Source organism: Eubacterium sp. ER2 (genome assembly GCF_000765215.1).
GTDB classification, from domain to species: Bacteria; Bacillota; Clostridia; order Lachnospirales; family Lachnospiraceae; genus Claveliimonas; species Claveliimonas intestinigallinarum.
Genome location: NZ_JPJE01000021.1, coordinates 50,416 through 71,552 on the forward strand (window position 1 = coordinate 50,416; position 21,137 = coordinate 71,552).

General features: G+C 44.7%; 29 protein-coding genes. 24 read left to right on the forward strand and 5 right to left on the reverse strand.

Annotated features, from left to right (window positions below; translation table 11 throughout):
- Positions 1-6: 6 nt before the first annotated feature.
- From NI21_RS0108285 to NI21_RS0108295, 3 genes are all read left to right on the forward strand, one after another.
- Entirely contained in the window at positions 7-2,631 is a 2,625-nt protein-coding gene (locus NI21_RS0108285; RefSeq protein WP_033125770.1) for a HAMP domain-containing sensor histidine kinase, read from the forward strand.
- A 93-nt stretch (positions 2,632-2,724) separates the two neighbouring features.
- Positions 2,725-3,906: an SAM-dependent methyltransferase gene (locus NI21_RS0108290; protein ID WP_033125832.1), complete on the forward strand. Its 1,182-nt coding sequence runs from the start codon at positions 2,725-2,727 to the stop codon at positions 3,904-3,906.
- Positions 3,903-6,332 carry a hypothetical protein gene (locus NI21_RS0108295; protein ID WP_033125771.1) on the forward strand — a complete coding sequence of 810 codons (2,430 nt, stop codon included), beginning with the start codon at positions 3,903-3,905 and terminating at the stop codon, positions 6,330-6,332. Before NI21_RS0108290 ends, NI21_RS0108295 begins: the two co-directional genes overlap by 4 nt.
- Positions 6,333-6,450: 118 nt before the next feature.
- Here NI21_RS0108295 and NI21_RS0108300 read toward each other — a convergent pair whose 3' ends face one another.
- Positions 6,451-6,948: a QueT transporter family protein gene (locus tag NI21_RS0108300; RefSeq protein ID WP_033125772.1), complete on the reverse strand. Its 498-nt coding sequence runs from the start codon at positions 6,946-6,948 to the stop codon at positions 6,451-6,453.
- A gap of 243 nt (positions 6,949-7,191) precedes the next feature.
- On the reverse strand, positions 7,192-7,959 hold the full coding sequence (locus NI21_RS0108305) for a helix-turn-helix domain-containing protein (RefSeq protein ID WP_033125773.1): 768 nt from the start codon (positions 7,957-7,959) through the stop codon (positions 7,192-7,194).
- 135 nt (positions 7,960-8,094) lie between these two features.
- Between NI21_RS0108305 and NI21_RS0108310 the strand changes: the two genes are divergently transcribed.
- From NI21_RS0108310 to NI21_RS0108355, 10 genes are all read left to right on the forward strand, one after another.
- Positions 8,095-8,295 (forward strand): helix-turn-helix transcriptional regulator, encoded by a 201-nt coding sequence (locus NI21_RS0108310; RefSeq protein ID WP_033125774.1) that lies wholly within the window; start codon positions 8,095-8,097, stop codon positions 8,293-8,295.
- Positions 8,292-8,483 (forward strand): DUF6462 family protein, encoded by a 192-nt coding sequence (locus NI21_RS0108315; RefSeq protein WP_033125775.1) that lies wholly within the window; start codon positions 8,292-8,294, stop codon positions 8,481-8,483. The genes NI21_RS0108310 and NI21_RS0108315 overlap by 4 nt, the downstream gene beginning before the upstream one ends.
- 142 nt (positions 8,484-8,625) lie before the next feature.
- Positions 8,626-9,150 carry a hypothetical protein gene (locus NI21_RS0108320; RefSeq protein ID WP_033125776.1) on the forward strand — a complete coding sequence of 175 codons (525 nt, stop codon included), beginning with the start codon at positions 8,626-8,628 and terminating at the stop codon, positions 9,148-9,150.
- Between the two features lie 17 nt (positions 9,151-9,167).
- Positions 9,168-10,499, forward strand: coding sequence for a phage/plasmid primase, P4 family (locus NI21_RS0108325; protein WP_197052615.1), 1,332 nt, complete (start codon positions 9,168-9,170; stop codon positions 10,497-10,499).
- A gap of 136 nt (positions 10,500-10,635) precedes the next feature.
- Positions 10,636-10,878: a hypothetical protein gene (locus tag NI21_RS0108330; RefSeq protein ID WP_033125778.1), complete on the forward strand. Its 243-nt coding sequence runs from the start codon at positions 10,636-10,638 to the stop codon at positions 10,876-10,878.
- 140 nt (positions 10,879-11,018) lie between these two features.
- Entirely contained in the window at positions 11,019-11,552 is a 534-nt protein-coding gene (locus NI21_RS0108335; RefSeq protein WP_033125779.1) for a hypothetical protein, read from the forward strand.
- A 353-nt stretch (positions 11,553-11,905) separates the two neighbouring features.
- Entirely contained in the window at positions 11,906-12,112 is a 207-nt protein-coding gene (locus NI21_RS0108340; protein ID WP_033125780.1) for a hypothetical protein, read from the forward strand.
- A 17-nt stretch (positions 12,113-12,129) separates the two neighbouring features.
- Complete coding sequence (locus NI21_RS0108345; protein WP_033125781.1) at positions 12,130-13,014, forward strand: hypothetical protein; 885 nt, start codon at positions 12,130-12,132, stop codon at positions 13,012-13,014.
- A gap of 21 nt (positions 13,015-13,035) precedes the next feature.
- Complete coding sequence (locus NI21_RS0108350; RefSeq protein WP_033125782.1) at positions 13,036-13,338, forward strand: hypothetical protein; 303 nt, start codon at positions 13,036-13,038, stop codon at positions 13,336-13,338.
- A gap of 77 nt (positions 13,339-13,415) precedes the next feature.
- Complete coding sequence (locus tag NI21_RS0108355; protein ID WP_033125783.1) at positions 13,416-13,679, forward strand: hypothetical protein; 264 nt, start codon at positions 13,416-13,418, stop codon at positions 13,677-13,679.
- Between the two features lie 400 nt (positions 13,680-14,079).
- Here the strand turns inward: NI21_RS0108355 and NI21_RS0108360 are convergent, their stop codons facing one another.
- A complete protein-coding gene (locus tag NI21_RS0108360; RefSeq protein ID WP_033125784.1) occupies positions 14,080-14,298 on the reverse strand; it encodes a helix-turn-helix transcriptional regulator in 219 nt (72 codons plus the stop codon).
- Between the two features lie 143 nt (positions 14,299-14,441).
- Between NI21_RS0108360 and NI21_RS0108365 the strand changes: the two genes are divergently transcribed.
- From NI21_RS0108365 to NI21_RS0108385, 5 genes are all read left to right on the forward strand, one after another.
- A complete protein-coding gene (locus tag NI21_RS0108365) occupies positions 14,442-14,681 on the forward strand; it encodes a hypothetical protein (protein ID WP_033125785.1) in 240 nt (79 codons plus the stop codon).
- A gap of 78 nt (positions 14,682-14,759) precedes the next feature.
- On the forward strand, positions 14,760-15,002 hold the full coding sequence (locus NI21_RS0108370) for a hypothetical protein (protein WP_033125786.1): 243 nt from the start codon (positions 14,760-14,762) through the stop codon (positions 15,000-15,002).
- Complete coding sequence (locus NI21_RS0108375; protein WP_033125787.1) at positions 14,999-15,277, forward strand: hypothetical protein; 279 nt, start codon at positions 14,999-15,001, stop codon at positions 15,275-15,277. Before NI21_RS0108370 ends, NI21_RS0108375 begins: the two co-directional genes overlap by 4 nt.
- Positions 15,277-15,498 (forward strand): hypothetical protein, encoded by a 222-nt coding sequence (locus tag NI21_RS0108380; RefSeq protein WP_033125788.1) that lies wholly within the window; start codon positions 15,277-15,279, stop codon positions 15,496-15,498. Before NI21_RS0108375 ends, NI21_RS0108380 begins: the two co-directional genes overlap by 1 nt.
- A gap of 1 nt (position 15,499) precedes the next feature.
- Positions 15,500-16,612 (forward strand): site-specific integrase, encoded by a 1,113-nt coding sequence (locus NI21_RS0108385; protein ID WP_033125789.1) that lies wholly within the window; start codon positions 15,500-15,502, stop codon positions 16,610-16,612.
- Positions 16,613-16,981: 369 nt separating this feature from the next.
- Here NI21_RS0108385 and NI21_RS0108390 read toward each other — a convergent pair whose 3' ends face one another.
- Positions 16,982-17,527, reverse strand: a complete 546-nt coding sequence (locus tag NI21_RS0108390) for a Uma2 family endonuclease (protein WP_033125790.1) — start codon at positions 17,525-17,527, stop codon at positions 16,982-16,984.
- Between the two features lie 139 nt (positions 17,528-17,666).
- Positions 17,667-17,852: a hypothetical protein gene (locus NI21_RS0108395; RefSeq protein ID WP_033125791.1), complete on the reverse strand. Its 186-nt coding sequence runs from the start codon at positions 17,850-17,852 to the stop codon at positions 17,667-17,669.
- A 400-nt stretch (positions 17,853-18,252) separates the two neighbouring features.
- Here NI21_RS0108395 and NI21_RS0108400 point away from each other — a divergent pair, with 400 nt between their 5' ends.
- The 6 genes from NI21_RS0108400 to NI21_RS16370 all read left to right on the forward strand — a co-directional run bounded on the left by NI21_RS0108400 (position 18,253) and on the right by NI21_RS16370 (position 21,126).
- Positions 18,253-18,630 carry a TnpV protein gene (locus NI21_RS0108400; protein WP_002586617.1) on the forward strand — a complete coding sequence of 126 codons (378 nt, stop codon included), beginning with the start codon at positions 18,253-18,255 and terminating at the stop codon, positions 18,628-18,630.
- Between the two features lie 127 nt (positions 18,631-18,757).
- Positions 18,758-19,066: a helix-turn-helix transcriptional regulator gene (locus tag NI21_RS0108405; RefSeq protein ID WP_033125792.1), complete on the forward strand. Its 309-nt coding sequence runs from the start codon at positions 18,758-18,760 to the stop codon at positions 19,064-19,066.
- 89 nt (positions 19,067-19,155) lie between these two features.
- Positions 19,156-20,169: a permease gene (locus NI21_RS0108410; RefSeq protein WP_033125793.1), complete on the forward strand. Its 1,014-nt coding sequence runs from the start codon at positions 19,156-19,158 to the stop codon at positions 20,167-20,169.
- Between the two features lie 18 nt (positions 20,170-20,187).
- Positions 20,188-20,562, forward strand: coding sequence for a thioredoxin family protein (locus NI21_RS0108415; protein WP_033125794.1), 375 nt, complete (start codon positions 20,188-20,190; stop codon positions 20,560-20,562).
- A 2-nt stretch (positions 20,563-20,564) separates the two neighbouring features.
- The gene (locus tag NI21_RS0108420) at positions 20,565-20,957 is read left to right on the forward strand and encodes an arsenate reductase ArsC (RefSeq protein ID WP_002586621.1); all 393 of its coding nucleotides are present in this window, start codon (positions 20,565-20,567) and stop codon (positions 20,955-20,957) included.
- Between the two features lies 1 nt (position 20,958).
- Positions 20,959-21,126 (forward strand): cysteine-rich KTR domain-containing protein, encoded by a 168-nt coding sequence (locus tag NI21_RS16370; protein WP_074141147.1) that lies wholly within the window; start codon positions 20,959-20,961, stop codon positions 21,124-21,126.
- Positions 21,127-21,137: the final 11 nt, after the last annotated feature.

Consider the following 21,137-nt stretch of genomic DNA (forward strand, 5'->3'; position numbering starts at 1 on the left):
GAACGTATGAATAAATGGTATAAATCGGCTCCCATAAAGGGAGTCCTGCTTCTGGTTCAGCATGTGCTTGTGGTCCTGGCGGTCATAAGCCTTGTGTGGCTGGCGGCCTACCCGGGCATGGCCCAGGATATTTTTTCAGGGAAATCGGAGGCCAGCTACGCCCGGTCAGAGGGCTTTGGGCAGCAGGCCTATTATGACTCCCAGAGCATACTGAACGCTCTGGCGGACAAGGGGGATCTGGAGACAGACGGGAAGCTGGATGAAAACAAGCTGGTGGACATCCAGACCCTCTACGACACGGGAAATATTTCAGGTGAGAATGAAAGCGGCCTGGCGTACACGATCCACGACCTGGTGGACTGGAGAGATAAGCTGAACAGCGGGGACCTCTCCTCCGGCGACAACATGTCCTACAACAGCGGGGAGAACTCCATCGTGGTATGCCAGAGGCCGGACGGCACGTACGAGTACTACTATTATGAGGAGCTGAAGAGCCTGATCGACTCCGGGGAGCTGTCTTTTATGACAGACCCGGACACAGGAGTCACATCCGAGGATGTCATGAACTACCTGCGGGACGGCACCCTGTACGAGGGGGACGGCCTGGGAACGGTGGTAGACCAGAACAATCAGGTCATCTACCGCACCATCTGGAACTATGACGGCTTCTGGATCCAGGAGGGGCCCAGCCCGGACGGAGTCCAGTCCATTCTGGATATAGTGAACAGTGACGAGCGTTGGAACGGAAAGCTCTACGAGGCCTACTCGGAAATCTACTCGGCTATCGACCTGGTGTCACAGAAAATGGACAATTACGAGGCGGCAGGCGATGCCTGGGAGGAGGGAAACACAAATCTTACCTATATATATGCGGACACCGCCTCCGGGACAGTGAGCACAAACAGAGCGGCGTTTGCGGACTATGACAGCCTGGAGGACAATATCCAGAAGCTGAAGGAAGAGGGAAGCTACACGGTAGTTCGCCCGGCCCTGGCCGACTTTGACAGCAATATGAGCGGCGTGGAGGGAAACAGCTGGAGACACACCGTGGAGAACATGGGTCCCGCAGGAGATCATTTCGTGTATGCAGTGGGCATCAACACTGACTACCCGGTGCAGGACAGCTACTATGTACAGAACCAGCGGTATGAGAAATACGCGCCGGCCATCCAGGGTGTGATCGCCATGGGCGTCCTCTCGGTGGTGGGAATTCTGGGCATCCTTGTGTGGCTCACTATTGTGGCCGGCCGCACAAACAGGGACGAAGAGCTTCACCTGAATTTCTTTGACCGGATCAAGACCGAGCTGGCGGCAGCGGTGACTGTCATAGCCTGGGTCTGCCTGGTATACCTGGTCACCAATGTCTATGGACCTTTTGTGGGAGTTGTCTACCAGGGAGACGCGTCCTACTATTACACAGAGACCGCATTTGATATCAACGTGCCGGATGTGGTGGTGGTATCCCTGATCGCGGTGCTCAGCTGCGCTGTGTTTATGATCGGCTACCTGAGCCTGGTGCGCAGGATCAAGGCGGGCACCCTCTGGAAGAACAGTATCCTCAGATGGCTGTGCGGCTTTGTGCGGAAGGTGATCCGGCATATGAACGAGGTGTGGCGGATCGTGGTGGCGCTGCTGGCAGTGCTCTTTCTACACTTCCTGGTGCTGGAGTCCGGAGGAAGCGTATTCCTCTTTGCGCTCCTCATGTTCGCGGTGGATGTGCTGGTGGCGGTCTACATGATCCAGCAGGCCATCGGAAGAAACAGGCTGGGAGCCGGGATCGAGAAGATCGCGGCCGGCGAGGTGGACTACAAGATTCCCCTGGACGATCTCAAAGGCGGACAGAGAGACATTGCCGGGAAGATCAATACCATTGGCGAGGGGCTTGACGCGGCTGTGGAGGCCAGCATGAAAAATGAGAGGCTGAAGACAGACCTGATCACCAATGTATCCCATGACATCAAGACGCCTCTCACCTCCATCATCAACTACGTGGACCTTCTGAAGAGGGAGAATTTCACAGATCCGAAGATACGGGGCTATCTGGATGTGCTGGAGGCCAAGGCACAGAGACTGAAGACCCTGACAGAGGACGTGGTGGAGGCGTCCAAGGTGAGCTCCGGAAATATCTCTCTGGAGTACATGAACATCAACCTGGTGGAGATGATCCAACAGACCAGCGGGGAGTTCGAGGAGAAATTCGGCGCCAGGGGTCTGAAGGAGGTGCTGACTCTTCCGGAGGAGGAGGCTATCATCCACGTGGACGGACGTCGCATGTGGAGAGTGCTGGAGAATATTTACAACAACGCCGCCAAATACGCCATGGAGGGAACCAGGATCTACGCGGACCTGACAGTGGATGCGAAGACTGTGACCTTTAATCTGAAAAATGTGTCTGAGCAGCCCCTGAACATTGACGCGGATGAGCTGACCGAGCGCTTTATCCGGGGCGACGTGTCCCGGAGCACCGAAGGAAGCGGGCTGGGACTTTCCATCGCCAAATCCCTGACCGAGATGCAGGGAGGCACATTTACACTGTATCTGGACGGAGACCTCTTCAAGGTGACTATCACCTTCCCAAGGGTGACAAAGGATGGGGCCCCGGAGGGCCAGGGGGCAGCGCCGGAGCAGTAAAAGCAGCATAGTGAGAGATCAATGGGGACTGGTATTTTCTGAAAAAAACCGGTCCCCATTTACTCATTTCCCATCTTGCGCTATAATATGGCTATGGAAAATTTAAGAGTACTATTTGAAGAAAATTTAAATACAGATTTTATCTCCGCCACCCTCAGCAGTCCAAGGACAAAGGGCGGCGCGGTCAAAGTGAAGGTGCGCCCCCTGCTGAAGAAGGGCACACTTTTCTTTCAGTTGGAGGAGTTTAAGGGGAACCAGGCGTTTCACCGGAACCTGCCCGCCGATGAAGCCTGCGCGGCGCTTCTCCTATATATGGAAGAGATGAAGCAACTCCAGATGGAGACGCGGCAGGCGTCCGTCACGGCGCTGGTGAGCAAAAAGGGAAAGGTCACCGTAAAGAAGAAGGCCAGAAAGGAGCCGGCGAAGAAGGCTGACCTGTCTCACAACAGACAGAAGAGATACATCCTCGAGGAGGGGGTGCCTGTTCCCTTTCTGGTGGATCTGGGTGTCATGACCGGGGAAGGGAAGGTGGTTCACGCGAAATTCGACAAGTTTCGCCAGATCAACCGTTTCCTGGAGTTCATTGAAGATATCCTGCCCCGGCTTAAGGACCGGGCCGAAGACGGCAGGGAGCTGACGATCCTCGATTTTGGCTGCGGGAAATCTTACCTCACATTTGCCATATACTACTACCTTCACGAGCTGAAGGGATACGACATACGGATCATCAGCCTGGACCTGAAGAGGGACGTGATCCGCCGATGTAATGAGCTGAGCGGGAAGTACGGCTATGAGAAACTGCGGTTCCTGGAGGGAGATATTGCAGACTACACCGGCGTGGACCGGGTGGACATGGTGGTCACTCTACACGCCTGCGACACGGCCACGGACTTTGCCCTGGCCAAGGCCATCGGCTGGGACGCGAAGGTGATCCTGTCCGTGCCCTGCTGTCAGCATGAGCTGAACCGCCAGATTAAGAGCGATGTCCTGGAGCCGGTGCTTAAGTACGGCCTGATCAAAGAGAGGATGGCCGCTCTGGTGACGGATGCCCTGCGGGCCCAGTACCTGGAGAGAGAGGGCTATGAGACTCAGATCCTGGAATTTATCGACATGGAGCACACGCCGAAAAACATACTGATCCGGGCTGTGAAGACCGGAAGGAAGGGAAGCAATGAAGAGAAGCTGCAGATGTGCGAGGAGGCGCTGCACGTGCGTCCCACGCTTGGAAGGCTGTTAGATACGAAGTCAGAAAAAGAGCAAGGAGCAGACAGATGAAGAGACGCCTGATACACGCGGGCATACTGGCCGCCGTCTTTGTCGTGGCGGTCATCGTGTTCAGCTACGTGACCAACAGAGGAAACAACAATATGACAGCAGACCTGGGGAGCGCCACTTTGCCCTCTGTGTCCTTTGCCTGTCAGGGATATGAGGTGAACTATCTGACCGGTTACACCCAGGAGATGGATGTGACCACCATGCGGGACAGCATCACTCCGGTAATCGACCAGACACTGGAAATGCATATCCAGACCTACGATGCCCGTATCCGGTCTTTGGACTACGAAGTATACACTCTGGACGGCTCCAGTCAGCTGTCCCGGGAGAGTGTGGATGAGCCCCAGGAGACGGTGAGCCTTACCTTTGACGGGGGCCTTCTGACGGAGGAGCGGCTCCTTCTTCTGACTCTCCATGTGGACGATCAGGAGGTTTACTACTATACGAGAATAGCGGACGGGGCAGAGTTCTCCCTTCCGGAGTGTCTGAAATATATTTCCGACTACCATGTAAATGCCATGGGAAAGGTGGAGAATGTGGGTGTGGGAGCAGCCCTTGAGCCGACCGGCGAGGAGGGGACGAACTTTTACCACGTGACCATCCACTCAGACTACGACCACGTGTCCTGGGGAAGCCTGCAGCCGCAGGTGACAGGGACTGAGAGGTGGAAGATCACTGAGTCGAACTCTACATACACCTCGGTCATCCTGGAGTACCAGGTGCAGTGCGCAGGGGAGGAAAATGAGCGGGATCTCTACACAGTAAAAGAATTTTTCCGGGTGAGAAATGCCTCCGGAACCATGTATCTTCTGGACTATGACCGGACTATGGAGCAGATCTTTGACCCCACCCAGACGGTGCTGAGCGAGAAGGGGATTCTTCTGGGGATTACAGATCCCGACGTGCCCTATCTTGTCAGCGAGGAGGGAAACCGGGTGGCCTTTGTCCAGGGAGGAGAGCTCTGGTACTACAATCAGGAGGCGGACGAGATGTCCCTTCTCTTCAGCTTTATGGACTCGGAGAGCAAGGATATCCGAAATCTCACAGATGAGCATGAGATCCGCCTGCTGCGCATGGATGGGGACGGAAATGTCACCTTTGCGGTCTGCGGCTACATGAACAGAGGCTCCCATGAGGGAGAGGTGGGAGCGGCCATCTACTATTATCAGGCAGAGCAGAACAACATCGATGAGAAGGCCTTTATTCCCAGCAGCAAGTCCGCCGCCGTGGCGTCGGAGGAACTGGGAAAGCTGGTCTACTACAGCGTGGACCGGGAGATGCTCTACGTGCTGGCGGGAGGCACGCTCTATGAGATCAATATGGAAAACGAGGAGCAGACAGTCCTTGCGGAGGGGCTGGAGGAGGGACAGTATGTCACCTCCGACGACGGGCAGCTGGCAGCCTATCAGACAAGCGGCACCCTGTACGAGGCTTCGGAGGTCACGGTCATGGATTTGGAGACCGGGAAGAGCTACACGGTGCAGGCTGATCAGGACGCCTCCATCCGGCCTCTGGGATTTGTGAACACAGACTTTGTGTGCGGCATGTCCAGACAGTCTGACGCGGGGCGCACGGTCTCCGGCGAGGAGGTGTACCCCATGTATAAAGTGGAGATACGCAGCAGCGCCAAGAAGGTGCAGAGGACTTACCAGTCGGACAGCGACTATGTGCTGAGCGTGGAGGTGTCCGGCGGCATGATCAACCTGGATCGGGTGGTGAAGAGCGGGGACTCCTACACACAGATCGCGGCCAGCCAGATCACCAGCAATGCGGAGAAAAAGGAGAGCAATATCTCACTTGAGTCCTATGTGACAGACCTGAAGGAGACCCAGATGAGGCTCACCTTTGCGGACGGCATCCCCGACAGAAATCCCAAGGTGCTGAGGCCCAAGCAGGTGCTCTACGAGCAGCCGGCTCAGGTGGCCTTTGAGGAGACCGGTGAGGGGGATGTGTACTATGTGTACGGGACAGGCCGTTTCCAGGGCAGCTATGACAGGGCCGGGGACGCCATCGTGAAAGCGGACGAGGTCAGCGGCGTGGTGGTGTCCGGAGACCAGAAATACGTGTGGGAGAGAGGAAACCGGTATCTGGAGTACCTCATCACGGACAGGGATGACGCGGTGAACGCTCTTCGGGAGAGACTGGCCGGGGGCGCCTCCGCTGTGGACGCCGTACAGGAGGTGCTGGGCGGACAGACCCTGGACCTGACCGGATGCACCACGGAGGAGATGCTGTACATTGTCAACAACAATATGCCTGTGGTGGGCGTCGGGGGTGACGGTAGCTCCGTCATCCTCATCGGCTACGACCAGTCCTATGTGACCTACATAGAGACGGCCACGGGAAACAGGACAGCCATCTCCTATGAGCAGATGGACAGCCTCCTGGCGGGGAGCGGGCGCACATTTATCAGTGCGCTGGAATAAGAAAAAAGAAGAGATAAACGAGGCGCAGGCCATCCGTGTGGATCACAGAACGGCCTGCGCCTCGTTTGTATTTTTCTATCTTTTGAGCATTCTGAGCAGGAAACGGCAGCGCTTCAGTCTACATGGCAGCGGCTCTGGGAAACAATGTGTTCCGGTAGCGGTTCAGCGCATAGTAGACGATCAGTCCCAGAATTGTACAGGAAATCACCTCGCCAACGCCAACTGTCAGCATCAGGAAGGGCAGCGGCAGGTTCACGCCATAGGCGATCCGGAGCACCAGGGGGACGATGACTACATTGGAAATGATGGGAGGCAGTGTGCCGATGACCGGTCTGCGGCTGCGCAGCAGCCAGGTGAACACGGCTCCGATCAGTGTGGCCAGGCTTCCGAAGATAATGTCCGGAAGAAGCGCTCCTCCCACCACATTTCCGAGCAGGCATCCGATGAAAAGTCCCGGGATGGCCGCCGGTGTAAAGAGGGGCAGGATGGTCAGCGCCTCCGCGATCCGCACCTGGATCTCCCCGAAGGAAATCGGTGCGAAAATGTAGGTCAGCACCACGTAGATGGCAGCGATCATGGCTGCCTGAGTCATAAATGCTACATTCTTGTTCTTCATATTCAGTTCTCTCCTTTAGTTTTGTTTTACGTGTGGAAGGTCTCGAACACACGGCACATTTTACGGCGGTGACCGCCGGCAGACCTTGAAAGACCTTGGTTTGATGTGGGTCTGCAACGTCTGCAAGTATAGCATGATCAGAAAGAGAAATCAATGGGTAAGCCAAAATTACGCCAAAATGATATTACGGCAAAATTTTATCCCCCTTTTCCGGTGGCGCGTCGGGCGAGGGGGATTTTGGCTTTATTTGGAAGATGGAATATCCTTTTCGGGGGTGGTTACTTGATAATCAGATATTTTAGATAATAATTCTAACTGTTCAACGGCTTTTTTCTGTCCGTCGTGATTTAAGTTCTCAAAATAATTAAGCAATTGATTATAAAGCTTATCCGCTTCGGTTTCTTTGCCAAATCCCCATTCAAAAACAGTATTTGGATCAATATCTACTGCAGCTACTCCCAGACATCTTGAAATCTTGACCAAAGTATCTAAATTTAGTGAACGCAAGTTGTTTTCAATTCTATAGAGTAGGGATATAGGGAGTTTAGTTTGCGACGACATATCTGTTAAGGTAAACCCTTTTTTTAAGCGAAGCTTTTTTATTGTTTCTCCAGTTGTTTCATATAAATGTTGGCGTTCTGTATCTTTTGTCAATGATTTTAGTTGCTGGCAGAGTATTGCTTCTTGCTGTTTATACCTATTGTATATGGCATTAAATTTGTCTCCAAAAATCTCATCTTGCGTAAATGATTGTAAGGCTTCTTTTTTTTGCTTTCTAAGTTCTTCAAGTGCTTCTTCCAGAGTGGAAATGTCTGCCCTTGGGTCGATTTCAGAGGTTGGCACTCCCAATGCCTTAGCAATTCGTTTTACAGTTTCATATTTGGGCGGAGTTGTATTGTTCTCATACTGCCCTATCATCTGTTGTGATACACCCAACTTTTCGCCCAATTCTCGCTGTGAAAGTTTTTTTTCTTTTCTGATACGTTTAATATTTGCCCCAATAGTCACCATTTTCTACCCCCTTTGTGATTACTATAGCATTTGTGCTACTTTATTACAAGTAAAATATTGTCGTTTGTATTGACAAAAGTATTTTATTGTGATAATTTAAATACAAGAAAAAGATTGTTTGAAGGAGGCGAGAAAATGAGAATAGACAGGATTAAATTTGCTGTGCTGCTTGCAGAAAAGGATTTGACTTTAACAAGATTGTCGGATATCTCCGGAGTATCTAGGCAAACTTTAAGTTGTGTGAAACAGGGGAAAAGATGCACATCGGAAACAGCAGATAAAATAGCTCGTGCGTTTAATGTTGATGTTCAAGAGATTATGGAGGTGAAAAAATGAACGCCGCTATTGTAAATCCAGAAGGGCGTTATTGCCGAGTAGCAGAAGCGTGTTCCCAGACTAATTGGAGCAGGAATACTTTAATGCGTATTGCGGAAGAAGCAAATGCAATAATCAGAGTAGGGAGAACGGTAAGGATTGATATGCCGGTACTCTACAAACATATTGATGAAAATTACAAAGGTTAATTATCACATCTGAAAACTATAATTCTTGTACAAAAGATAAAGCACTCATTCGAGTGAAAATAAAATCCCATACCGAAGGAAGAACACCCGGTCAATAATAAGGAATTGATCGCTAACCTCAAATAATTGGAGAATAAACAGAATGAAGGAAAATTTTGAAATAATTAAATCAGAAGTCAATATTAATGATGTTGCCACTCGTCTACTGGGTGAACCAATTAGAGGAATGTATAGGTTTCCTGGTGAAAGAACACCTTCTATAAAAATTTATAAAGGGACAGGTAGTTTTTTTGATTTTGGAAGGGCAAAAGGCGGCGATGCTGTAGCTTTATGGGCGCACGTTCGGAATTGCAACAACTGGGAGGCAATGAAGGAAATATCCTCTGTATTTGGCGTTTCTACGGCTTTAAATAAAACGGACAGAAAAGTTATTGCTGAACGAATAAAGACGCAGGAACAGGCGCAAAAAGAGCGAGAACATGCTGAAAAATGTAAGCGAAAAAAATGGATAGCACAAGTGGACAGACTACATGAAGAATTAGAGTTATATGACAATCTTCTTAATTCTCCACACATTCCCCCGTTGTCTTGGGTGTGGACTTGGTGCATGAATGGCAAACAGTTAGCAGAATTTAAACTAGATAATCTGTGTGGAATTTTAGAATGAAAGGAGGGGAGGAATGCTTGGACGATTCATTTAAACTAAAATTTCATCTTTTGGACGGAAAAGGGAAACCATGCGGAGTATTCGATGATGCGATTCTTCGATATATCAAAGAAACTCAAAATTTATTTTTTATGGCCGGAACGCCATACCATTATGTACACGGCACATATGTGGCAGACTTTTCCGGCTCACGACTTAAGACGTTAATTAGAGAATTGATACTTCCACGTTTTATTAAAAGTACCACAATCACAAGGATTTATCAATTATTTGCAATGGATTATGAGTTGGAAAAAACATATGATGAAATCAATCAGTACCCAAAATACTGGATACCATTTAAGAATTGTATGTTGGATGCAAAAACCGGGGAGAGACATGAACATAAGCCGGAATACTACTGCGTCAATCAAATACCATGGAATTATGAGCCTGATAAGGAATATAGCGGCATTGAAACAGAGAGATTTTTCAAATCTGCTATGTCAGAAGAAGACAGAAAAACAATACTCCAGTTTCTAGGGCTATGCATGACTCGATGCAATTTTCAGAAATTTATCATTTTGAAAGGTTCCAGAGGTACGGGAAAATCTGTTGTGGTCCGACTATTTGAAAATGTGATCGGTGCAGGCAATTATAGCAATATTACCCTGCAAAAGTTGGAAGAAAAATTTTATTCAATCCAGCTAATGGGAAAGCTAATTAACGTGTGTGCCGATCTGAATGGAAATCCATTAAAAACGGTAAATACAATCAAATTGATTACTGGCGGAGATAGTTTGTCAGACTCATACAAAGGGCGAGATATTATAACTTTCACACCGTATGCACGGTTACTGTTTTCTTGCAATAGTGTTCCGATAAGTCTGGATGAAAAGAGCAATGCATTGTTTGAAAGAATCATCCTGATTGAGATGGACAATCGCCCAGAGAAGCCGGATCGACAACTTGAAGACAAATTAAGAGATGAAATCCCTTACATCATAGAACAGGCACTAAAGGAATTAAAGCAATTGTTTGAGGACAATGCCTTGTATGAAAGTGAACGGAGCAGGGAACTTGTGGCGGAGTTGTATGCCGATAGTGATTCTGTACAGGCGTTTTTACAGGAACGTATGATAAGAGATATTTCAAAATCAATTAAATCAACAAAGCTGCATGAATTATACAAGAAATATTGCGAAGAAACCGAACGAGAGCCATTGAGCAGAACTAGGTTTTATTCCAATCTGAAGAACAAAGGATTTGGGAAAAAGATTGTTCATGGGAATGAATATTTTGTTGGACTAGCAGAGAAAGAAGAAGGTTTTCTGAAGGTGGATGATTCGCAAGAGTTACCTTTTGAATGATAAAGCCTAATAATGGGTGGATTAAGTGGAATGTTATTCTAAATCATTATATGTACGAAAAAAATAATATATGCATAATAAAATGAATTTGAAATAAATCGCACTTTTCCCACCCTATTAGGCGAAAGGAGGCAAGATGGATTTTCGAGATACATATTTCAACATTTGGAAATCTGCATGGGATTTTCACAAACAATTTGCAGATATGGCCGGAACAGATAAGGAATGGGAGACAGTAGTTAATACATCCGGCGAAATAGTGGAAAAATATAAAAATGAACCCGGATATGAGTTCTTGAAAGATTTAATTTTAGCAACATTGAATGAGTTAGAGCGCCGAGACAAGATCAATAGAAAGGAGCACGGGGAACTTGGGTAATATGGAACATTGGAATCATTTTCTGCAATCTGTATTGGCTGATACTAAACAAGATAAGAACCATAATAGCACGAGGAAGTCAGAGGATAAAGAAGCAGGTTCAATGCATTTCGTTGACATCAAAAAAGGGGTGGAAAAAAATGAGCAAAAGTAATTTTCCTAATTCGCAGATTGATAATCTTCCAGCAGAGTTTGTGGCAGATGCGATAGAGAGCATTCAAGAGCTGGCATCGTTAAAGAAGATTACGCGTGATGCAAGCATGGATCAAGAATTTGAAGATAGAGTCAATATGATAATTGAGTTCTGTAAGAGGAAGAAGATGAGGCTGGGGATTGAGACCTTATGTGCAGGACTTGGTATTTCGAGACAAGAACTACATAACTGGGAGAATGGCGTGGGAAATACATCAGAACGCAGGAGGGACGGTGTAAAGCAAATAAAGCAGTTAATATATGCATTCCTTGAACAGTGTGGAATGTCCGGGCGGCTCAATCCCACTACATACGTGTGGTTGAGTAAAAATTGGATGAACTACGTTGATGAAGTGAAGATTGATACAGGGGGAACAGACATTAAAAATACACCAGCACTGAGCTATGAAGATATAAGGCAGATTGCAGATCAAGCACGACAGGAAAGCATACGAGATATTATTGATGAACTACCAGATTGATTTTTGGCTGATAATTTGGCTAAGAACAAAAACAATGTTTAACAAACGCTGTATTTTCGCAGAGTGTGGAAGAAATCCACCTAAATATATTGTAAATGTGATGCGATTTTTGATGATATTAGTAAGAAAAACAAAGACTTGTTGAGATGGAATCATGAAGGGCAGAGGGGGTCTTGCGTATTCGTGCGCAGAGGGGGAGTGACGTGTCTTTTCTGCCGCAAGAATAAAAGGCATTTCCGAAAAATCAGAAAATCATAAAAAGGCGATAGCCGGAAAGGGGAACACATGGCGAGAGATAAGCCAGAACAGAACTACATCATTTATCAGGCAAACATAGAAAGGAGATTAAAAAAATGGCATTAACACAACGGGAACTTGAAGATTGCAGAAATCAGAAACGGCGTTTAGATATGGCGCAGACACCACAGGGCAGAATTGCCATAGAATTGTCAGAGCGCCATAAAAGACAAGAAGAAGCTAAAAGCGCATTACTAAAGCGATGTGGACTTGATACGGGTGCGCAGTTAGTTGAAAACTCAATTTTGAAATATTATAAATAATGATTGGAGAAATAAAGATGAATGATAAAATGACAAAATTTGAAGAAATTAAGAAAATTGTGCTTGATTTCCAGAAACGGGCGGATCGCTATTTTTCTGAATATTGCGCAAAGGCTAGAGGCATGGAAGAGAAGTACCGCCCGGAGGTTTTTAAGAGAGAAATCATGACGCAGGTATGGCCGTATTATTCCGGGAATGTTTCTGCGGAACGAGATCACGCAAAAACAGCAATTTCCGATATTTGTGAGGACATAAGAAATGATCTGAAACGCTGGGCGCTGAAGCCGGTTGATCCGGGAACATTGCAGATTTTACAGTGTATGCATGATTTTGGCATCAAACTTTCACGCAGCGAATTATCAATAATTGAAAGCAGCGTTGAGAACAATCTTTTTGCACAAAAAATTTTCTGCGAAGTAGCAAAAAACAGCGGCTATCTTGCAAAGTTTCCAGATTTTTCTACATATCTTGCAGCATTGCAGGAAGCAGAATCTGATGCAAAATTGGCTGTTTCCGCATATGTCGGAAAATCCGAAAACGGACAGTTCCCAGGCGCTGATTTATTAGGTAAAAATGAAATAAACGGTATTGTTTACGGTGATTTTCAATTTTATCAAAAAATGTTTGCAGCAGAGTATGCAGAAAATCATAGATCGCTTAGTGAAGCGGAAGAACTTTGGAGCAAGGCACGAGTAAAAACAAGCTATACATTGACTGAAAAAGAAAGAACACGCCTTGAGAAAATTGTAGATGAAACTAAAAAAGGAGATGAACAGGAAAGAAAATCCCGAATGAAACAGATTCTTGAAGCAGAGCCGGATATCGCGGATAAGTTTTCTCTTATGGGCGTCGATTATCAAAACATGATTGCAGGATATGTTGACACTGGTAAATTGGATTAATAAAAAGGAGATTGTAGGAATATGCATCATTTAGAAAGCGCACGTTTTTCAAAGGTGGACAGACGTATGAATGGAATTACAAGTCATAAAGTTTTTGAAGTTGAGGGGAATGACTTAGTTATCGCTGTGCCTTCGGTTTTATCGAAAGATGGTAAAATTTCTTTTCTTATGTCTGATACATCGGGCATTAAGCAAGGGGATTATGTTGATTTTTGTTTTGCTTATACTGTTACTAATGGACGGGCAAACAGCTATCAAGCGCAGTTTCTGGGAATAACACCGCCGGAATTTAAGCCGGAAAATGCAGAGACATATACAATTTAAATAAGATTGTGGGCGTGGCGGTTTCTGCTCCTACCTTTGAAGCCGCCAGTAAGTCCCAAAAGGGGGAACAATATTACATGGATAATGTTTTAGTATTGAAAATTATCGGAACAAGTGAGTACAACGGAATGAGCCGGAATGGAAAACAGTACACGTTGACAACTTTGGAATTGGATTATCAAGGGAGTAAAGTGAAAATAAAGTGCTTTGAGAGCGGGGCAAAAGTTGGAGATTACGCTCAAATTGGGATTGGTACAAGAAAAAATATATACGGGGCAGAGTTTGCTGTTCTTGTGGAGCGGATCATTCCAGCCGGTGAGATTGAAAATAATTGGAAATAATATTGTTCGATACTTGATTTGTGGGAGAACAAAGTCACAAGCATTTTCAGACATAAAATAAATTGCCTGACTTAGCTAGATGTGCTATACTATCTGCACGGAAAGTCAGAGCGCATAAAGGCGGCCTACCCTCCACTTATCGGAGGGGCAAACCCTCCAGACGAAAGAAAGGAGGGCGATGCCGATGAACATTACATACTCGGATTTAATCCAGTTGATGATATTCATTGTCGCTCTTGTTGGTCTTTGTTATGAGATCTTCAAGGGAAAGAAGTAGCCGCCCACTACTGCCAATAGTGAACGGCTGTGTAAAACAGTTATCGTAATTATTTGGGGGTAGGCCGTGTGTTTCTGGCTTTCCCTTTTTCTAGTATCAATATAGCATATCCCGAACCGGCTTTCAAGACTTATCTTCTTTATCAGGCACATATTCCAAAATGTCAGAAATAGTACAGTTAAAGACTTTACATAAATTATTAAGCATATCCTTGTCGAGTCGCTGGATGCTTTCATCATATAAAGCGCCAACAGTGTTAGGACGAATATGGGCGGCTTCAGCAAGTTGTTTTCTATTCATTTTATGTTTTCCGAGTAGATCAGACACCTTAATTTTTATCAATTGTTATACCTCCTGATTAATAAATATTATACGATTTAAGAAAATAAAAGTCAATTAGAAATAAAAAATAGCGTTAAACGATATTGACAAATAACTATAAACGATATAAAATATCTACAAAAGATACAAACGGAGGTGAAAGCATGACAAAAAAAGAATTTGCAGAGTGGCTAGTAGGGATGGTTGAATTGACGAAACAGTTACCAGATGATTATTTATCAGATTGGAAATGTGAAGCAAAGAAGGCGTTCTCGTTAGAAGAGTGGGATAACATAGAAAAACTGATAGATGCAATTTGGAAGTATCGCATTCTCAACGATGAAGCGTTTCTTAGATTAAAGAAAGCCCTTGAAGAAGCTGGCACTTCAACAAAGGCTAAGTAACCCGACAACACATAGGAAAAGCCGGATTGTCTTAATTATAGAGGCAGTCCGATCAGAAATCAAGAAAGGATTTAGATTATGACTAAACAGGAATTGGAATGCAAATTTGTTGAGTTAGAAGATTGCCTCGATAAGGCGGAGCATATGTTGAGTTCATTAGAAGAAAACTATGATTTGCAGAAAGTAACTACAGATATGACGGACGATCTGTTGTTTGCGCAGAATAGAGGATTGATTTTAATGGAAGTCCGTATTGCGTGGGATTATGTGCAGAAGGCAATTCATATTCAAGATAAAATTGAAAAGGAGATGGCATTATGAATTTAGCAACAGAAATTATCAAGGAACAGAGAGAAATGATTGATTCTAAGCGCCTGGATCAAATTATTACAAATGAATATTCAACTGCTGTTGTAGCGGCTATTATCGACAGTGTTACAGATAATTATTCAGCTATGCTTGAGGAATGTGTGCCAGCGGACAAACTGGATGAACTGGACGAGCGTATCAATGAATATATTGATAGAGTGAACCGTGCAGTTTTTGAGCAGGGATTTATCCGAGGAGTGGCAGCAGGCAGAGGCGGTGTTGTGTAATGACAGGTTATTTGATTGAGTATAAAAAGAAAACATCATTCCTCTACCGCGACGAGCCGGGAGATAACTTCACGGAGAAACGCAAGGCATTAGTCAGCCGGGAGATACTGGCGCAGATGCTGAGTACATACCGATTTATTATATTTGTAGCGTATTTGGTGGATGTGGAACAGTACAGGGATAACTGTGAAGATGTAATAGAAGTAATTACGGAGGTATAGTATGGCAGAGAAAAAACTGCCGAAAGGTATTCGGAAGAACGGGAATAGGTATCAAGGGCGGATCATGTTCCATGGAAAAAATTATTCTGTTACAGGTGCCACTATTACCGAGACAAAAAAAGCTATGACTGATTTAAAGTATAGGTTAGAACATGGACTGTTTGTTGAACGTGAAAAAGTGACTTTTGACTCTTGGTTCAAAACATGGATTAAAGAATATAAGCAGAATGACTTGAAAACAGGTACACTTATTTCATATCAGAATTATTATAATTTTTACATCAAAGAGCCTCTAGGGAAAATGCCTGTTTCCTCAATACGTGGTGAACATATCCAAAAGTTATATAACAAGTTATTGGATGATGATATGGCATTATCTTCCTTGAAAATCATATCAGCGGTAATGAACGGATGTTTCCAAAGAGCGTTAAAAAATGGCCTGATAGAACGAAATCCAGTCAAGTTGGCGGAATTGCCACGGAAGAAACAAAAGACAGAACGAAGGGTATTAACTCTTCAGGAGCAGGAGTTATTTTCAAAGTATTCTCAAGAAAGTTATCTTCATAATTTATTTGCTTTAATGCTTAGAACTGGAATGAGAAGTGGCGAAGCCAGGGGATTAAAGTTTTCAGATATTGATAGCAAGAACAACGTTATCCATATCAGGCGCACTTTAAAATATGAAACGGGAAGAGGCTTTTTTGAAGATGCGCCAAAAACATCGTCATCAATGCGGGATATACCAGCTACACCGGAAATCATGTCCATTATTGAAGCGCAGCGTAAAATTAACAGAGAATATTCTAATGTGGTTAGTATTGATGAATATATCTTTCACCTGCCGGAAGGAACACCGATTAGCCGGGAACGTGTACAAGCTGAAATTGATCGGATTTTGAAAAAGATAAACGAAACAGGCAGTCACGTAGAAAGATTTACTTCTCATTGTTTTAGACATACCTTTGCTACAAGGGCGATAGAGGCCGGAATGCAGCCGCAGACGTTAAAGACGATCTTGGGGCATTCCAGTTTATCTATGACAATGGATTTATATTCTCATGTACTTCCAAATACAAAGGCGGAAGAAATGCAAAAAGTAGCAAGCATTTTTTAAATAAGCAGAGGGCGGAAACCGCCCTCTTATTATATCCTTGTTTACGCCAAAAGTTACGCCAAAATGAGATGAAAACAGACGGTATAAGATAACGGATAAAAAGCTGCTTTCCTTATGAAAAACAATAAGACGCAACTTGACGAACAGTAAATTTATTTAGTTTTGTTTTACGAGTGGAAGGTCTCGAACACTCGGCACATTTTACGGCGGTGACCGCCGGCAGACCTTGAAAGACCTTGGTTTTATGCGGGTCTGCAACGTGGGATAGTATAGCATGACGGCAGTGGGAAATCAAGAGAAGTACCAAAAAAGTACCAATAAGAAAGAAAAGCTGCCCCGCCAGTGATGGCATGGGCAGCAGTTTGCTACTTAGATATCTATTGAGCTAAAATCAATGGTTAGATCATCATAGATCCCGGCTTTGACAGCTTCAGAGAAAGTATATTCTGCGGTATCGTCGGACTCAAACGAATAAACCATGATCCTGTTTTTCTCTGGATCAACAATCCAGTATTCACGAACTCCGGCAGTTCGGTATTTGAACAACTTGGTATAGTAGTCCATCCGCCTGCTGCCTGGAGAGACAATTTCGATAATCCAGTCCGGAGCACCTGTGCAGCCTTTGTCTGTGAGCTTGTCAGAGCTGCATATAACGCTTATATCCGGCTCGACATAGTTTTTATCGTCTTCGTTCAAAAACACGGCAAATGGGGCGATATCGACCTCACAGGAGCCTCCTTTTTTGTCGATATAGTCCGCAACCTTACGATAGAGGGCGCCAAGTATCTGCTGATGCTTTCGTGTGGGAGGCGCCATCATATACATCTGGCCGTCAATCAGCTCCGCCCGTTGTCCGTCAGGCAGGGCATAGATATCTTCAATGGTATACTCTTTGTTCTGTTGCAGTAATGGCATAATAACACATCCTTTCATGGTGAGAGTGTTGACGGTTGTGAGAGGGCTATTCTTCATCATCCCAAAAGGTTTCGCCAATCTCGTTTTCATGAAGCGCTAAAATAGCCCGTGGAAAAAGAATAAATAGTAAAAAAGAATATTATTGTTCCCGCTTCATCCGTTCATCAATGGCCTTTTTGATATAACCGTTCACAGACTCCCCGGTTTTATCGGCCGCTGCTTTAATCTCCTCATACTTCTCTTTTTGAACGTCTAAGGGGATGCGCTTAAGTTTGGACTTTTTATAATCGTACAAGTATTCTTTTCTTTCTTCAGATATCGGCACTGTTTCACCTGCTTTCTTCGCTGATGATTTGAAGGTATCTTTAAAATAGAGACACCTCCTTTACCTTACAATAAAAGTATATCATAAAACGAATGATGTGTACACTACAAAAATGTGCAAAATTACATATTTAAATTACAATTTGAATATCAGTAAATTATGACCTCTCAACAGAGGTTACAGTGTTTTAATAAAATCCTCCAAAAGCCTTGAAAATAAAGGATTTATCGCAATGTGTCTGCCTTATCTCTTTATACGGTTACACACAAGTTTACTCTTTCCCTCATTGCTCATAAGGGCAAATACAAGGGCAAGAAAATCTCATAACAAGATATAACAAAGTGTGGCAATCGGAGAACTGTGATGTATGTGCGAATATATTATAACGGAGGATTTTTCAATGGACAAGTACATTTACGATGATAAAAATGGTCTGTGGTATGAACTGCAAGGAGATTATTATATCCCATGTCTTATCTTACCAGCCGAAAAAGAACAGCCTATTGGTTTGTGGGGACAGCGGCACTTGCGGTATCTGAAAGAATACCGCCGAGCCACCTACATAACCTTGTTCACAAGCGGCAGACTGAACAATTACCTTGCTGACATCGACAGGCAGGCGCAGGAACGCATGGAAAGGCTCACAGAGCAGATGAAACGGGTGCAGGGTATTACGGAGCAGTTAAAGGCGGAAAACGCTTTGGAATGGACACAGAGAATGAATAACATACGGGCGTGTGCAAAGGAGATTGTGGAAAAAGAAATCATCTTTGCATAAGAAGACAGCGGTAGGATTTAGTTTTCCTACCGCTGTTTCACTTAAATCAAAAAAATATATTGACATTTTTCTATGTGTTGCATATAATAACACATAGACATTTATCTATAGGAGGTGATTGAGAGAGATGGATGAAAAAAGAATTGCGGCAATTTTCAAAGCGTTTTGTGATGAAAATCGCATTAGGATTATAAAACTGCTGCGTTCAGGTGAAAAATGCGCCTGCAAGCTGTTGGAAGAAATCAATGTCACACAGCCTACGCTTTCCCACCATATGAAAATTCTTTGTGACTCGGAAATAGTTGTCGGGCGCAAAGAGGGAAAATGGACACACTATTCTATTTCAGAAAAAGGTGTGGAACAGGCAAAAGAATGTTTGCGGCAGTTGACAACACTTGATGTTGAAAGCGAAAATAAGTCGTGCTGTGAAAAGTGAGGAAGTTTATTTGAATGCTTTTCCGCACGACTTATATTCGGAATATTAGATCGACATATTTCAATATGACTATATGAAAGGAGCTTTTTATGGAGGCACTAAAAACAATTTGGGACTTTTTTCAAAATGAAGTTGTAGGTATGGCATGGCTTAATCGTCTAATAGGTAATTTAATTAACGCTTGCGGATTAGACGCAACGAGCAAAATCGGTGGTGGTATTCAATTTTTTGTTTACGACACAATCAAAATCATGGTGTTGTTAGGGGTTCTGATTTTAATTATTTCATATATTCAAAGCTATTTCCCGCCGGAACGGGCAAAGAAAATTCTTGGAAGGTTTCATGGTATCGGCGCAAATATAATTTCTGCGCTCCTTGGTACGGTAACACCGTTTTGCTCGTGTTCTTCCATTCCGTTGTTTATCGGGTTTACAAGCGCAGGTTTGCCGCTTGGCGTTACATTCTCCTTTTTGATTTCTTCGCCGATGGTTGACCTCGGAAGCCTTGTCTTACTGATGAGTATTTTCGGCTGGAAAGTTGCTGTTTTATATGTAATATTCGGTTTGGTAATCGCTGTGGCTGGCGGAACGCTAATTGAAAAGTTGCACCTCGATAATCAAGTGGAAGAATATATCCGAAACGGTCACTCGATTGATGTTCCGCAGGAGGAACTGCATTTCAAAGACCGTATGAAATTTGCGTGGGAACAGGTTGTTGAAACCGCTAAAAAGGTTGCTCCTTATGTTCTGATCGGCGTGGGCATTGGTGCTTTCATTCACAACTGGATTCCTGAAGAATTTATTGTCAAAGCACTTGGCGAAAATAATCCGTTTGGCGTAATTCTTGCTACGATAGTCGGTATTCCGATGTATGCGGATATTTTCGGTACAATTCCGATTGCAGAAGCCCTGCTTGCAAAAGGTGCTTTGCTCGGCGTTGTCCTTTCCTTTATGATGGGCGTTACTACGCTTTCGCTCCCTTCAATGATTATGCTTCGCAAGGCGGTCAAACCGAAACTGCTTGGTATTTTCATTGGAATATGTGCTGCTGGTATTATTATTGTAGGCTATCTTTTCAACGCAATACAATATTTAATTGTTTAATTTTAGGAGGTTATTATTATGGCATTATTTAACTTTGGAAAGAAAAAGGAAGAAGAAAAGAAAACACCTGCTTGCGCTTGTAGCTGCGGTTGTGCTGCCAGCGAAGCAGAAAGCATTACAAACGATTGCTGTCCTGATTTGAAAGAGGGAGAAATCTGCTGTATCAAGGTATTAGGTTCAGGGTGTTGTCATGCTCTTTATGAGAACACACAATCCGCCGTTAAAGCAATGGGGATTTCCGTAGAAGTAGAATATATTACGGACTTGAAAAAGGTTATGGAATATGGCGTTATGAGTGTACCTGCTCTTGTTGTCAACGAAAAGGTTGTTGCTATGGGTAAGGTTTTGAAAGCTGCTGATGTGGTTGCTCTGCTGCACAAGCTGGGGTTTTAACGATGGATAAGAAAAAGGTAGCCTTTATTTGTGTGCATAACTCCTGCCGCAGTCAGATTGCAGAAGCACTTGGAAAACATTTGGCGGGAGATAAGTTTGATTTCTATTCTGCCGGAACAGAAACAAAATCACAAATCAATCAGGACGCTGTGCGGCTTATGAAACAGCTTTATGGGATAGATATGGAGCAAAGCCAGTATAGCAAGACGATTGATAAAATCCCTACGCCCGATATTGCGATTTCAATGGGGTGTGATGTCGGTTGTCCCTATATCGGTAGAGCGTTTGATGATAATTGGGGACTTCCCGATCCGACGGGCAAAAGTGATGAATGTTTTATACAGGTCATTGAGAGAATATCTCAAAAAATAAAAGACTTGAAATTAGAAAAGTAACATGAAAGCCACAGAATGGATATATTGCCCTATCTGCGGCAATAAAACTCGCACAATGATACGGGAAGATACAGAATTAAGAAACTTCCCTCTCTACTGTCCGAAGTGCAAAAAGGAAACAAGCATCAATGCTCAGGATATGAAAGTCACGCTTGCAGAACACAAATAAGATTTTTATGT

Excerpts from the sequence above, each read along its gene's own strand:
- NI21_RS0108285 (WP_033125770.1), top strand. The coding sequence starts at position 7 with ATGAATAAATGGTATAAATCGGCTCCCATAAAGGGAGTCCTGCTTCTG.
- NI21_RS0108290 (WP_033125832.1), top strand. The coding sequence starts at position 2,725 with ATGGAAAATTTAAGAGTACTATTTGAAGAAAATTTAAATACAGATTTT.
- NI21_RS0108295 (WP_033125771.1), top strand. The coding sequence starts at position 3,903 with ATGAAGAGACGCCTGATACACGCGGGCATACTGGCCGCCGTCTTTGTC.
- NI21_RS0108300 (WP_033125772.1), bottom strand. The coding sequence starts at position 6,948 with ATGAAGAACAAGAATGTAGCATTTATGACTCAGGCAGCCATGATCGCT.
- NI21_RS0108305 (WP_033125773.1), bottom strand. The coding sequence starts at position 7,959 with ATGGTGACTATTGGGGCAAATATTAAACGTATCAGAAAAGAAAAAAAA.
- NI21_RS0108310 (WP_033125774.1), top strand. The coding sequence starts at position 8,095 with ATGAGAATAGACAGGATTAAATTTGCTGTGCTGCTTGCAGAAAAGGAT.
- NI21_RS0108315 (WP_033125775.1), top strand. The coding sequence starts at position 8,292 with ATGAACGCCGCTATTGTAAATCCAGAAGGGCGTTATTGCCGAGTAGCA.
- NI21_RS0108320 (WP_033125776.1), top strand. The coding sequence starts at position 8,626 with ATGAAGGAAAATTTTGAAATAATTAAATCAGAAGTCAATATTAATGAT.
- NI21_RS0108330 (WP_033125778.1), top strand. The coding sequence starts at position 10,636 with ATGGATTTTCGAGATACATATTTCAACATTTGGAAATCTGCATGGGAT.
- NI21_RS0108335 (WP_033125779.1), top strand. The coding sequence starts at position 11,019 with ATGAGCAAAAGTAATTTTCCTAATTCGCAGATTGATAATCTTCCAGCA.
- NI21_RS0108340 (WP_033125780.1), top strand. The coding sequence starts at position 11,906 with ATGGCATTAACACAACGGGAACTTGAAGATTGCAGAAATCAGAAACGG.
- NI21_RS0108345 (WP_033125781.1), top strand. The coding sequence starts at position 12,130 with ATGAATGATAAAATGACAAAATTTGAAGAAATTAAGAAAATTGTGCTT.
- NI21_RS0108350 (WP_033125782.1), top strand. The coding sequence starts at position 13,036 with ATGCATCATTTAGAAAGCGCACGTTTTTCAAAGGTGGACAGACGTATG.
- NI21_RS0108355 (WP_033125783.1), top strand. The coding sequence starts at position 13,416 with ATGGATAATGTTTTAGTATTGAAAATTATCGGAACAAGTGAGTACAAC.
- NI21_RS0108365 (WP_033125785.1), top strand. The coding sequence starts at position 14,442 with ATGACAAAAAAAGAATTTGCAGAGTGGCTAGTAGGGATGGTTGAATTG.
- NI21_RS0108370 (WP_033125786.1), top strand. The coding sequence starts at position 14,760 with ATGACTAAACAGGAATTGGAATGCAAATTTGTTGAGTTAGAAGATTGC.
- NI21_RS0108375 (WP_033125787.1), top strand. The coding sequence starts at position 14,999 with ATGAATTTAGCAACAGAAATTATCAAGGAACAGAGAGAAATGATTGAT.
- NI21_RS0108380 (WP_033125788.1), top strand. The coding sequence starts at position 15,277 with ATGACAGGTTATTTGATTGAGTATAAAAAGAAAACATCATTCCTCTAC.
- NI21_RS0108385 (WP_033125789.1), top strand. The coding sequence starts at position 15,500 with ATGGCAGAGAAAAAACTGCCGAAAGGTATTCGGAAGAACGGGAATAGG.
- NI21_RS0108390 (WP_033125790.1), bottom strand. The coding sequence starts at position 17,527 with ATGCCATTACTGCAACAGAACAAAGAGTATACCATTGAAGATATCTAT.
- NI21_RS0108400 (WP_002586617.1), top strand. The coding sequence starts at position 18,253 with ATGGACAAGTACATTTACGATGATAAAAATGGTCTGTGGTATGAACTG.
- NI21_RS0108405 (WP_033125792.1), top strand. The coding sequence starts at position 18,758 with ATGGATGAAAAAAGAATTGCGGCAATTTTCAAAGCGTTTTGTGATGAA.
- NI21_RS0108410 (WP_033125793.1), top strand. The coding sequence starts at position 19,156 with ATGGAGGCACTAAAAACAATTTGGGACTTTTTTCAAAATGAAGTTGTA.
- NI21_RS0108415 (WP_033125794.1), top strand. The coding sequence starts at position 20,188 with ATGGCATTATTTAACTTTGGAAAGAAAAAGGAAGAAGAAAAGAAAACA.
- NI21_RS0108420 (WP_002586621.1), top strand. The coding sequence starts at position 20,565 with ATGGATAAGAAAAAGGTAGCCTTTATTTGTGTGCATAACTCCTGCCGC.
- NI21_RS16370 (WP_074141147.1), top strand. The coding sequence starts at position 20,959 with ATGAAAGCCACAGAATGGATATATTGCCCTATCTGCGGCAATAAAACT.